We start from the raw sequence: 11872 nt of genomic DNA, 5'->3' as shown, positions 1-11872 counted from the left end.
GTCCGCGCGCGGCGCGGCCCGCGCTCCGCTCGCGCTCGGCTCGCGCTCCGTGCCCGCCCGCTGGTCCCGAATGGTCCCCTCCCAGCATTCGAGGCGACCATATGGGCCCAGTCAGCGAGGTCGAGGCCGGCCCCGTGGCTGAGCCCGCGCCCGCTGGTCCCGAATGGTCCCCTCCCGGCATCCGAAGCGACCATATGGGCCCAGTCAGCGGAATGGATGCCGATCGTGGGCCGAGCCGCCGGTGGACCCGAATGGCGGCATCCCGGCAGCCCGGGCAACCATATGGGACCAGTCAGCAGAGTGGATGCCGATCACGACGCCCGCGCCTGCGGCAGAGCGCACGCAGTCACGGCGCGCGCCGAGCCGCACGACAGTGGGCCCGAATGGCTGCATCCCGGCATCCGAAGCGACCATATGGGACCAGTCGGCGGGAGGGATGCCGAGCAGGAGGGCGCGCGCACCGCCGAGCCACGCGCCGGTGGGCCCGAATGGCAGCATCCCAGCATCCGAAGCGACCATATGGGCCCAGTCAGCAGGAGGGATGCCGAGCAGGACGCAGCGCGCACCGCCGAGCCGCACGCCGGTGGGCCCGAATGGCGGCATCCCGACATCCGAGGCGACCATATGGGCCCAGCCAGCAGAGTGGATGACGCGACCCCGCCCGGCCCGCGGCTAACGGGACGGGCGGGACTGCCGACAGTCCCCAGGGACGGACCAGGATGGGCCGTCGTCGCACCGGCTTCGCGCCGGGGCCGATCTTCCAGGATGGAGCTCATGATCGTCGTCACGCGCCTGAACCGCAGCAGGTTCGCGGTCAACCCCGACCTGATCGAAAGGGTGCAGGAATCCCCTGACACCACGATCGTCATGGTCGACGGCGCGCGTTTCGTCGTCCGCGAGACCATGGAAGAGCTCATCGGGCAGATCACCGCATTTCGCGCGGGTGTTCTGGCGCAGGCATCCCGGCTCTCCGCCGCCGCTCGGACCGAAGGCCTCTGATGGACATCGGACTCATCCTCGGACTCGTCCTCGCGTTCGGCTCGCTGCTCGCCATGATCAGCATGGAGGGCGCGTCGGTCTCGGCACTGCTGCTGCCCGCGCCGATGATGCTCGTCTTCGGCGGCACCATCGCCGTCGGCATCGCGAGCGGCACGCTGCGCGACTTCCTGCATGCGGTGAAGGCGCTGCCGCGGGCGTTCCGCGGCGAGCGCCGCACCGCGCAGAGCATGATCAGCACAATCGTCGGTCACGCCGAGAAGGCGCGCACCGAAGGGCTCCTGTCGCTCGAGCACGGCGTCGCCGACGAGAAGGATCCGTTCCTGCGGCAGGCGCTGCAGAGCATCGCCGACGGCATCGACGCCGAGGATCTGCGCATCCTGCTCGAAGACGAGATCGCCTCCGCCGCCGCCCGCAACCGCACCGCCTCGCGGTTCTTCATGACTCTCGGAGGCTTCGCCCCGACCGTGGGGATCATCGGCACGGTCGTCTCGCTCACCCACACGCTCGAGAAGCTCGACCAGCCCGAGACGCTCGGCCCGATGATCGCCGCCGCGTTCGTCGCCACGCTGTGGGGCCTGCTCTCGGCGAACTTCATCTGGCTTCCCATCGGCGGCCGCCTGCAGCGACTCGGCGAGCTGGAACTGGAGCGCATGACCGTGCTCATGGAGGGGATGCTGGCCGTGCAGGCCGGCGCTGCTCCGGCGCACGTCGAAGAGCGCCTGGGCGCACTCGTGTCGGACGCGAACCCCGGCAAGACCCCCTCCAAGAACAGCAAGGGCAAGGCCGAGAAGAAGGGCCGAGAAGGGAGCGACGCCACGTCACCGCTCTCCGAGGTCGGACTGTGAGCGTCCGGCGTCGTCGGCGCATCGAGCCCGAGGGCCATTCCGGCCCCGACGAGCGCTGGATGGCGTCGTACCTCGACATGATCACCGTGCTGATGTGCATGTTCATCGTGCTGTTCGCCATGTCGACGGTCGATCAGGAGAAGTTCGAGGCGCTGAGCGCATCGCTGGCGACCGGGTTCGGGCAGGAGAAGACCGACGAGGTCGACGTGTCGGAAGGGGTGGTCGTGCCCGCGAACCTGCTCGACGAGAAGGGCCAGGGCTTCGCCGACGTCGAGCTGTCGACCGCGCAGAAGGAGTTCGACGACCTCTCGGCGCTGCGCGAGCGCATCCGCGACGCCCTCGCCCAGCAGGGGCTGGCCGACGCCGCCACCTTCACGATCGACGCCCGCGGCCTGACGATCAGCCTGGTCAGCGCCGAGACCTTCTTCGCCACGAACAGCACGGAGCTCACCCCCGTCGCCGTCGACATCCTGAATGCTCTCGGCTCGGTGCTGGTCAGCATCCCGAACCAGATCTCGGTCGAGGGCCACGCCGACAGCCGGCAGTCGGTCGCCCCGTTCGAGACCAACTGGGAGCTGTCCTCGGGCCGATCGACCCAGGTGCTGCGCCACCTCGTCGAGGGGGCCGGGATCAACCCCGCGATCATCCAGTCGGTCGGTTTCGGCGACGCGCGACCGATCGTGCCGGGTGCGGAGCCGGAGGCTCTGGCACAGAACAGACGGGTCGACGTCGTCGTCCTCTCGGATGCCGAAGAGGGGGTGCGACAGCTGCTTCCGAGCCTGCAGGCGAAGGCGCCCTCTCGCTGATCGATCGTTCTGCTTACGCGCGCCGATCACCGCCCGATAGTCGGGGTCGTGGTGATCGAGGACAGCGCGCGTTCAGCGGTGCGTGCAGAGAGCAGCGTCGAGCTGTACGACTTCGGTCGTTCGACGACCCTCTCGCGCGAGCACGCCCGCATCCTCGAGATGTCGTTCGACACGTTCGCCCGGCAGTGGGGCTCGCAGCTGTCCGCCCGCACCCACGCACGCTCGCACGTCGTCGTCGAGGCGGTCGCGATGCAGACCTACGACGAGTACGGCGGATCGCTGCCGCCCGCGACGACGCTCGTCGTCTGCGCGCTGCCCGGCACCGACGCCCGCGCCGTGATCCAGTTCCCCGCGTCGCTCGCGACCGCTTGGGTGGTGCAGATGGTCGGCGGCCGTCCGGTCGACACCGCTGAGGCGCGCCCCCTCACCCACATCGAGCAGGCGCTGGTCGGTGCGGTGATGAAGGATGCCATCGAGCACCTCACGCGCTCGCTCGATGGGCTGCTGCCCGACGGCATCACGATCGCCGGCATCCAGCACAGCTCGCAGTTCACCCAGGTCGCCGCGGCCAACGAACCCGTGATCGTCGCCAAGCTCTCGATCCGCTCCGGCGGCCGGGCACTCGGGGCGAGCGTCATGCTTCCGGCATCCGTGATCCTGCGGGCGCTGTCGGCGGCCGCCACGGGCGCACCCGAGACGGCCTCCCCCGGCGCCATCGACCGGCAGGTCGAGCAGACGCCGGTCGAGATCGCACTGCGTCTCACCCCCCGCAGAGTGCGCCCGCACGAGGTGCTCGATCTCGCCGTCGGCGACCTGCTGACCCTTCCGCACGCCGCCGACCGTCCCCTCGACCTCATGGTCGGAGACCAGTCGGTGGCCACGGCCGCCGTGGGTGCCAGCGGCGCCCGTCTCGCCTGCGTCGTCACCGCGACGACGTCCGTCACCGCTCAGGAGCCTTCGTGACCAGCAGCATCGCCTACGAATCCGCCATCGCCGCCGCCCTCGCCGCGCGTCTGCCCACCGCGGCGCCGGCGACGGCCGTCGCGTCGCAGGCGTCGGGCGACACCGGCGATGCCGTGATCGTCGGGTACGTCGGCGAGGCCAGCGCGCAGCTCGCGGTGCAGATCTTCGAACCGGATGCCCTGATCGACGGCCTCGCAGATGCACCGCTGACCGAACGGCTGCAGGGTCCCCTCGAGCTCGCCGTCGGCGCGCTCGGCGCGGGACGGCTCGATGTGGCCACCCTCGGCGACGCGTCGGCCGTGTTCGCCCACCCGTCGGCGCAGGTGTTCGACCTGCAGGACGACGCGGGCCGTGTGCTCGGCCGCCTCGCCGTGCGCATCACGCACGTCCCGCAGGCGGCACCGGCTGCTTCGCGTCGTCTGCAGCGCATCGCCGGTGTCGAGATGGATCTCACCGTCGAGGTGGGACGCACGCGGATGGCCGTGCGTGACGTGCTCGATCTCGAGCCGGGGCGCATCGTCGAGCTCGATCGCTCGGCCGGTGCTCCCGCAGACGTGCTGCTCAACGGGCGCGTGATCGCGCACGGCGAGATCGTCGTCGTCGACCAGGACTATGCGGTGCGGATCACCCGCATCCTCGAGAACGCCGAGGCCTGATCTGGACGAGCTGCTCCTGCTGCTGCGCGTCGCCCTCTCGCTGGCGGCGGTGCTCGGGCTGCTCTGGTACGTGCAGCGTCGGGTCGGCAAGCGGGTGCAGCAGCGACGCGACGGCGCGGAGATCACCGTGGTCGCGCGTCGCGCGCTCGGTTCGAAGGCGCAGCTCGTGGTCGTCGAGACCGACGATGCGCGGTACATGCTCGGGATCACCGAGCACGGCGTGAACCTCATCGAGCGGACGGCGGCCGAGCACATCACCCGTCCCGTCGTGCACCGGGGCGCCGAGGAGCCGGTGGCGGGCGACGCAGCCAGCAGCACGTTCGATGCGCTGCTGGCCGAGGAACGCGCGGTCGAGCAGCCGCCGCTGCGTCGCCACCGCCGCCCGAGCTCATCCGATCCGCTCGGCGGATCGATCCTCTCCCCGCAGACCTGGCGGCAGACCGCAGAGTTCCTGCGTCGCGCGCGATGAGCGCCACCCTGACGATCGCGCGGCGTGCCACCGTGCTCGCGCTGTTCGGCGCGGCGCTGGTCGTCGCCTCCGTGCTGGGCACCGCCGCCGCCGCGCACGCCGGTGTCGGGCATGCGGCATCCGTCTCCGCGGCCGCGTCGGCCGCCGCATCCGTCTCGGCATCCGCACCCGCAGCATCCGCACCCGCAGCATCCGCATCCCTCTCGGCCCCGACCACCGTCGACCAGCCCGACGACCCGGAGGCACCCACCCCTCCCACCGCACCGGGATCGGATCAGCAGGGCATCACGATCGACATCAACGGCGTCGACGGGTCGCCGTCGTCGTCGATCCTCACGCTGCTGGGCATCACGCTGCTGTCGATCGCGCCCGCGCTGCTGCTGATGATGTCGTCGTTCACCAAGATCTTCGTCGTGCTCGCGATGACCCGTAACGCGCTCTCGCTGCCGACGATCCCGCCCAACCAGGTGCTCGCCGGCCTCGCGCTGTTCCTGTCGATGTTCATCATGTGGCCGGTGCTGACCGACATCAACACCGTCGCCGTGCAGCCGTACATCGACGGCTCCGTCACGTTCACCCAGGCGGTCGACCTCGGCCAGCCACCGCTGCGCGACTGGATGCTGCGCTACACCCGCGAAGAGGATCTCGCGCTGCTCACCCGGATCGCCTCGCTGCCGAACCCGGAGGATCCGCAGAGCGTGCCGCTGTACACGCTGATCCCCGCGTTCATGATCTCGGAGCTTCGCGCCGCGTTCATCATCGGGTTCGTCATCTTCGTGCCGTTCCTCGTAATCGACCTCGTCGTCGCCGCGGCGCTGATGTCGATGGGCATGATGATGCTCCCGCCGGTGATGATCTCGCTGCCGTTCAAGATCCTGCTGTTCATCCTCGTCGACGGGTGGGGTCTCATCATCCGCACGCTGATCGAGAGCTACGGGGGTGTCGGATGAGTCCCGAGGCCGTTCTCGACATCGGCACGCAGGGTCTGCTGGTCGCCGCGAAGCTCGCCGCTCCCCTGCTGATCACCGCGCTCGTCGTCGGCTTCGCCATCTCGCTGCTGCAGTCGATCACCCAGGTGCAGGAGGTGACGCTGTCGTTCGTGCCGAAGATCGTCGCGGTGGGCATCGCGCTGCTCATCGCCGGCAACTGGATGATCTCCGAGATCGTGCAGTTCACCGAGATGATGTTCGACCGCATCCCGCAGCTGCTGAGCGGCGGCTGACGTGCACATCCCGATCGACTTCGCCTGGCTCGAAGCGACGATGCTCGCCGGCGTGCGCATCACGGCGTTCGTCATGATCGCCCCGCCCTTCTCGTACGGCGGATTCCCGGTGCGCATCAAGGCGATGCTCGCCATGGCGCTGGCCCTGGCCGTGTCGGGTGTGGTCGCACCCGGGTACGAGACCCTCGACACTGCGGCGTTCCTGGGCGCCCTCGTCGTGCAGGTGCTCACCGGCGCCGTGCTCGGCTTCCTCGTCTTCCTGTGCTTCTCGGCCGTGCAGGCCGCGGGCGGACTGATCGACATCTTCGGCGGCTTCCAGCTCGCGCAGGCGTTCGACCCGCAGTCGCTGGTCAACGGCGCGCAGTTCACCCGCCTGCTGCACATGACCGCCTTCGCGCTGCTGTTCGCCTCGGGCGGGTATCAGATCGTGCTCGGTGGCCTCGCCCGCAGCTTCTCTGCGGTTCCCGTCGACGGCCTGATCGATCTCGCCTCACCCGCCGAGATGCTCGTCGACGGGGTGGTGCAGATGTTCCTCGGCGCGGTGCAGATCGCGGGACCGCTGCTGCTGGTGCTCTTCCTGGCGGATGCCGGTCTGGGCCTCATCACCCGAGTCGCACCCGCTCTGAACGCCTTCGCGATGGGCTTCCCGATCAAGATCCTGCTCACCCTCGTACTCGCCGGGTTCACCTTCATCGCGCTGCCCGGGATCATCGACGCCCTCACCACCGAGGCGGTGCGCATGATGCAGGGGGTGGGGCGATGAGCGACAGCGGCGAACGCAGTGAGAAGGCGACCGACAAGCACCTTCGCGAGGCCCGGCAGAAGGGCAAGCTCTCGCGCAGCCAGGACCTCACCGCCTGGCTGGGCATCGCCGCCGCCGGCATCGCGATGCCCGCGGCAATGGCGGCCGGCGCCGCCGCGGGCACCGAGCAGCTCATCACGCTGCCGTCGATCATGCGCGACCCGTCGCCGCAGGCGGCGCTGAGCGTGCTCGGGCTCGGCCTCGGGTCGGTGCTGCCCACCCTCGGCACGCTGCTCGTCAGCGTCGCGGTGGTCACCCTGATCGGCGCGGTCGTGCAGGGCGGGGTGCGGATGCGCAAGCTGTCGGGCCGTTACGAGCAGTTCAATCTCGTCTCGGGCGCGAAGCGCCTGTTCGGCATGCAAGCGCTGTGGGAGGGCGCGAAGGCGCTGCTCAAGACCGCGGCGATCGCCGTCGCACTGTGGGCCGTGATCGCTTCGCTGGTGCCCGTGCTCTCGGTCAGCGGCGCGCACTCGATCACCCGCCTGCTCAGCACCGCGGCGGGCGGAACCGCGACGCTGCTGCAGGTCGCCGTCGCGGTCGGCCTGGGGCTCGCGGCCCTCGACGTGTTCGTGGTGATGCGCCGCAACATGAAGCACACCCGCATGACCAAGCGGGAGGTGCGCGACGAGCACAAGAACTCCGAGGGCGACCCGCTGATCCGGCAGCAGCGCCGCTCGCGTCAGCTGGCCATGAGCCGCAACCGCATGATCGCCGCCGTCAGCGGGTCGGACGTGGTGCTGGTCAACCCCACGCACGTCGCCGTCGCGCTGCGCTACGAGGTCGGCCGATCCGCCCCGAAGGTCGTCGCGAAGGGCAAGGGCGTCGTCGCCGAGCGCATCCGCGAGCGCGCGACCGAGGCCGGCGTGCCGATGGTGCGCGACGTCACGCTCGCCCGCGCGCTGCACGCGGCGTGCGAGCTCGGGCAGGAGATCCCCGCAGAGCTGTACACGGCGGTCGCCCGGGTGCTCGTGTTCGTCGACATGCTGCGCAAGCGCGGGTCGGCGCGCGGGGTGCACGCGATCCCGGAGAGGACCGCCTGATGAGAGATCGCCCGGTGAGTTCGATGTGTTCGACGTGTTCGACGTGTTCGATGTGGAGGAGAAGCGCATGCGCGGAATGCTGAACCGGATCGCGGTGCCCATCGCCGTGGTGGGCATCATCATGCTGCTGGTCGTGCCGGTGCCGCCGGTGCTGCTCGACCTGCTGATCATCCTGAACATCCTGTTCGCCCTGGTGATCCTGCTGACGACCATGTTCATCCGTCGACCGCTCGACTTCTCGGTCTTCCCGTCGCTGCTGCTCGTGGCGACGCTGTTCCGGCTGGGTCTGAACGTGGCATCCACCCGTCTCGTGCTCGGCGAGGCGTACGCCGGGCAGGTGATCGAGGCGTTCGGCGCCATCGCCGTGGGCGGCTCGCTGATCATCGGCGCGGTCGTCTTCCTCATCCTCGTCGTGATTCAGTTCGTGGTGGTGACCAAGGGCGCCGAGCGCGTGGCCGAGGTGGGCGCGCGCTTCACCCTCGACGCGATGCCGGGCAAGCAGATGGCCATCGACGCCGACCTCAACGCCGGACTCATCACCGACGCGCAGGCGCGCGAGCGCCGTGCCGAGGTGGCCGCCGAAGCCGACTTCTACGGCGCGATGGACGGAGCCTCGAAGTTCGTCAAGGGCGACGCGATCGCGGGTCTCGTGATCATCATCATCAACCTCGTCGGCGGCATCGCGATCGGCATGGTGTCGCACGGCATGGCCATCGAGGAGTCGGTCAGCACCTACAGCCTGCTGACGATCGGCGACGGCCTGGTCACACAGATCCCCGCCCTGCTGATGGCCGTGTCGACCGGCATGATCGTGACCCGCTCGAACGCCGAGACCGAGATGGGCAGCGAGGCGTTCGCCCAGCTCGGGCAGTCGGTGAACGCGCTGAACATCGCCGGATGCGCCGCGATCGTGATGGCATTCATCCCCGGGATGCCCATGCTGCCGTTCATGGTGGTCGGAGCGCTGCTGATCCTCGCTGCGCAGCGCATCAAGGCGACGCGGGCGGATGCCGCGGCGGCGGATGCCGACGAGCAGGCGGCGCAGCCGGTGGCATCCGACAGCTCCGAGGAGCTGATGGAGCGGATGCGGGTGCACGCCCTCGAGATCCAGCTCGCCTCCGATGTCGTCGACCTCGTCACCGGCGGACCCGACGACCTGCTCGCGCGGGTGAAGGCGCTGCGCCGGCGCATCGCGCTCGACCTCGGGCTCGTCGTGCCGCCGGTGCGCACGCGCGACAGCATCGAACTCGCCCCGTCGACATACGTCATCCGCATCGCCGGAGTCGAGGCCGGACGCGGCATCGTGCCGCCCGGGCGCCTGCTCGCCCTCGGCGCGGGCCTCGACACCCTGCCCGGCACCGCGGTGCATGACCCGGTCTTCGGGCTGGAGGGCAAGTGGATCCCGGTCGAGATGCGGCACAGCGCCGAGTTCGCCGGCGCCACCGTCGTCGACCGGGCGAGCGTGGTCATCACGCACCTGTCGAGCGTGATCCACGCCGGTGCCGCCAGGCTGCTCAGCCGGGAAGACGTCCGGCAGCTCACCGACGCCCTCAAGCAGGTCTCCCCCGCCGCGGTCGAAGAGCTCACCCCCGCGCTGCTGTCGCTCGCCGAGGTGCAGCGCGTGCTGCAGGGTCTGCTGGCCGAGCGCGTGCCGATCAACGACCTCAGCCGCATCTACGAGGCGCTGGCGCTGCGCGCGAAGACGTCGACCGAGCCGGAGGGTCTGATCGAAGCCGCCCGGGCCGCGCTGGGTCCCGCGATCGCCGCGCGGTTCGCCGAAGACGGGGTGCTGCGGGTGATCATGATCACGCCGCTGCTCGAGCAGGCGATGCTCGAGAGCCTGCGCCTGGGCGACGACGGTCCGCAGATCGTGTTCGACCCGCAGCGCATGGAGGCCGTGATCGACTCGGTGCGCCAGGCTGTCACCGCCGCCGCGGCCGGAGACGGCGGTGAGCCCGTGCTCGTCTGCGCGCCGTCGCTGCGCCCGGCGGTGCGGCGCCTCGTGTCGGCGCAGACCGACGGACTGCCTGTGCTGTCGTACACCGAGGCGAGCGGCTTGTTCACGATCGAGACGGTCGGAGTGGTGCGCGATGCGGCCCAGCCGGCCGTCAGCGGCACGGTGCCGCATGCGCCGGTAGGCTGATCGGATGCTGGTGTTGACGAGGCGTATCGGCGAGAGTGTGCTGATCGGCGACGAGATCGAGGTGACCGTCCTCGACGTCAAGGGCGACAGCGTGCGCGTCGGCATCAACGCGCCGCGCTCGACCCGCATCCAGCGCTCCGAGATCGTGCAGGCTGTGGAGGCGGAGAACGTCTCGGCAGCGGCATCCGGAGCGAACGCGGCCGACGACATCCTCGCGGCGCTCACCCGCCGGCGCGACCCCGAGTCCTGACCCCGGCCGCGGGTCGCGCTGTGCGTTCGGCCCGCTCCTCGCACCCCTCGCACCCTCGCCAGCTGGGCCGGAATGGCTGCCTCCACGCCCGCGACGCGACCATATGGGCCCACTCGACAGAGTCAGCACCCAGCCTGCCCTTCGCGCCCCTCGCCCACTGGGCCCGAAAGGCTGCCTCCACGCCCGGGACGCGACCATATGGGCCCACTCGACAGCCCGGCCCGGCCCGGCCCAAAGCACCCCGGCCACGCCCCCGCGTCAGCCCTCGACGCGCGTGACCGTCACGAACCGCGGGGCGTCAGCGTCGAGATCCTCGTCGGCCAGCTCGTCGTCGCCGCCGACGGGTCGTTCGATCTCGATGTCCCACCACGCGTCGGCCACGGCGGATGCCATCGGCCGGCCCCACTCGATCACCACGACAGACCGTGCGAAGTCGATGTCGAGATCGTCGAGCTCCGCGGCCGAGCCGAGCCGGTAGGCGTCGACGTGCACGAGCGGTGCTCCCCCAGCCAGCGACGGGTGGGTGCGCGCGATCACGAACGTGGGGCTCTGCACCGGCCCGCGCACGCCGAGCCCCTCGGCGAGCCCGCGCGTGAACGTCGTCTTGCCGGCGCCGAGCGGACCGGTGAGGATCAGCAGGTCGCCCGGTCGCAGCTGCTCGCCGATGCGCAGACCGAGGTTCTCCATGGCATCGGACGTGCGGATCTCGTGACGACCGAGGAAGGCCGGGTCCACCGTCATGAGTGCGACCTCCGCGGCACCCGGTCGCCGATGCGCGTGACGATCTCGTAGTTGATCGTGCCCGCGGCATCCGCCCACTCGGTCGCGCTCGGCAGCCCCGCCGCCGGGTCGCCGAACAGCACCACCTCGTCGCCGGGGCGCACCTCGTCGTCGCCGACGTCGACGACGAACTGGTCCATCGCGATGCGTCCCGAGACGGTGTACCGGCGGCCGTTGATCGTCACCGGACCGGCACCGGATGCCTGCCGCGGAACACCATCGGCATATCCGAGGGGCACGAGCGCGAGCGTCGTCTCGTTCTCGCACCGGTAGGCGTAGTCGTACGAGACCCCTGTGCCGGCGGGCACGCGGCGCACGGCCGCGATAGTCGCGCGCAGCGTCATGGCCGGGCGCAGGCCGAGGTCGGCGGAGGTGCGATCGGCGAAGGGCGAGAGTCCGTACATCCCGATGCCGATGCGCACGGCGTCGAGCCGCGCCTCGGGGAGGTCGATCGCGCCGGCGGTCGCGGCGAGGTGACGGAACTCGGGGCGCACGCCGTGACTCTCCGCCTGCGCGACGATCTGCTCGTACCGGGCCAGCTGCGCGCGGTCGTCGTCGCCGCTCGCGCCGGAGAGGTGGCTGAAGATGCTGAGCACGCGGACGCGCCCGAGTCGCTCGAGTTGCGCGACAGGCCGGTGTCGACCTTGAGATGGATGGATGCCGGTGGCCGCGCCGCCTCGGATGCCGCGAGCAGCTGCTGATACGACGAGACGCCGATCTCGATGCCGGCGTCGACGGCGTCGTCGAAGCGACGGTCGGGGGCGTGCAGCCACGCCATCAGCGGTGCGGTGATGCCGGCTCTGCGCAGGGCGAGCGACTCCTCGATCGTGGCGGTGCCGAGCCGGGCGGCCCCGCCGGCGAGCGCCGCGGTCGCGACCTCGGCGGCGCCGTGCCCGT

Annotated in this window: 14 protein-coding genes and 1 pseudogene; 12 read left to right on the top strand and 3 right to left on the bottom strand. The window is 70.5% G+C overall.

What is annotated here, in order from left to right:
- Positions 1-204 precede the first annotated feature (204 nt).
- On the bottom strand, positions 205-603 hold the full coding sequence (locus tag RT309_RS10090; RefSeq protein ID WP_313356738.1) for a hypothetical protein: 399 nt from the start codon (positions 601-603) through the stop codon (positions 205-207).
- Positions 604-774: 171 nt separating this feature from the next.
- Here RT309_RS10090 and RT309_RS10085 point away from each other — a divergent pair, with 171 nt between their 5' ends.
- The 12 genes from RT309_RS10085 to csrA all read left to right on the top strand — a co-directional run bounded on the left by RT309_RS10085 (position 775) and on the right by csrA (position 10195).
- Positions 775-999: a flagellar FlbD family protein gene (locus tag RT309_RS10085; protein ID WP_313356737.1), complete on the top strand. Its 225-nt coding sequence runs from the start codon at positions 775-777 to the stop codon at positions 997-999.
- On the top strand, positions 999-1844 hold the full coding sequence (locus RT309_RS10080; RefSeq protein WP_313356736.1) for a MotA/TolQ/ExbB proton channel family protein: 846 nt from the start codon (positions 999-1001) through the stop codon (positions 1842-1844). The genes RT309_RS10085 and RT309_RS10080 overlap by 1 nt, the downstream gene beginning before the upstream one ends.
- The gene (locus RT309_RS10075) at positions 1841-2650 is read left to right on the top strand and encodes a flagellar motor protein MotB (RefSeq protein WP_313356735.1); all 810 of its coding nucleotides are present in this window, start codon (positions 1841-1843) and stop codon (positions 2648-2650) included. Before RT309_RS10080 ends, RT309_RS10075 begins: the two co-directional genes overlap by 4 nt.
- Before the next feature lie 48 nt (positions 2651-2698).
- The gene (locus RT309_RS10070) at positions 2699-3613 is read left to right on the top strand and encodes a flagellar motor switch protein FliM (protein WP_313356734.1); all 915 of its coding nucleotides are present in this window, start codon (positions 2699-2701) and stop codon (positions 3611-3613) included.
- Positions 3610-4269, top strand: coding sequence for a flagellar motor switch protein FliN (fliN, locus tag RT309_RS10065; RefSeq protein ID WP_313356733.1), 660 nt, complete (start codon positions 3610-3612; stop codon positions 4267-4269). Before RT309_RS10070 ends, fliN begins: the two co-directional genes overlap by 4 nt.
- Entirely contained in the window at positions 4226-4738 is a 513-nt protein-coding gene (gene fliO / locus RT309_RS10060) for a flagellar biosynthetic protein FliO (protein ID WP_313356732.1), read from the top strand. Before fliN ends, fliO begins: the two co-directional genes overlap by 44 nt.
- The gene (gene fliP / locus RT309_RS10055; protein WP_313356731.1) at positions 4735-5688 is read left to right on the top strand and encodes a flagellar type III secretion system pore protein FliP; all 954 of its coding nucleotides are present in this window, start codon (positions 4735-4737) and stop codon (positions 5686-5688) included. The genes fliO and fliP overlap by 4 nt, the downstream gene beginning before the upstream one ends.
- Positions 5685-5960: a flagellar biosynthesis protein FliQ gene (gene fliQ, locus RT309_RS10050; protein ID WP_313356730.1), complete on the top strand. Its 276-nt coding sequence runs from the start codon at positions 5685-5687 to the stop codon at positions 5958-5960. Before fliP ends, fliQ begins: the two co-directional genes overlap by 4 nt.
- A 1-nt stretch (position 5961) precedes the next feature.
- Positions 5962-6723 (top strand): flagellar biosynthetic protein FliR, encoded by a 762-nt coding sequence (locus tag RT309_RS10045; RefSeq protein WP_313356729.1) that lies wholly within the window; start codon positions 5962-5964, stop codon positions 6721-6723.
- Positions 6720-7802 carry an EscU/YscU/HrcU family type III secretion system export apparatus switch protein gene (locus RT309_RS10040; RefSeq protein ID WP_313356728.1) on the top strand — a complete coding sequence of 361 codons (1083 nt, stop codon included), beginning with the start codon at positions 6720-6722 and terminating at the stop codon, positions 7800-7802. Before RT309_RS10045 ends, RT309_RS10040 begins: the two co-directional genes overlap by 4 nt.
- Positions 7803-7869: 67 nt before the next feature.
- On the top strand, positions 7870-9945 hold the full coding sequence (locus RT309_RS10035; protein ID WP_313356727.1) for a flagellar biosynthesis protein FlhA: 2076 nt from the start codon (positions 7870-7872) through the stop codon (positions 9943-9945).
- Positions 9946-9949: 4 nt separating this feature from the next.
- Positions 9950-10195, top strand: coding sequence for a carbon storage regulator CsrA (csrA, locus tag RT309_RS10030; RefSeq protein WP_313356726.1), 246 nt, complete (start codon positions 9950-9952; stop codon positions 10193-10195).
- A gap of 258 nt (positions 10196-10453) precedes the next feature.
- On the opposite strand, the gene tsaE is transcribed toward csrA, so the two are convergent.
- Positions 10454-10936: a tRNA (adenosine(37)-N6)-threonylcarbamoyltransferase complex ATPase subunit type 1 TsaE gene (gene tsaE, locus RT309_RS10025; RefSeq protein ID WP_313356725.1), complete on the bottom strand. Its 483-nt coding sequence runs from the start codon at positions 10934-10936 to the stop codon at positions 10454-10456.
- Positions 10933-11872: pseudogene (gene alr / locus RT309_RS10020) on the bottom strand (alanine racemase); the annotation flags it as partial. The pseudogene alr and the gene tsaE, both read right to left, overlap by 4 nt.

This window comes from Microbacterium sp., from assembly GCF_032084865.1.
GTDB lineage: Bacteria > Actinomycetota > Actinomycetes > Actinomycetales > Microbacteriaceae > Microbacterium.
This window is presented reverse-complemented; position numbering and strand designations above follow the sequence as displayed.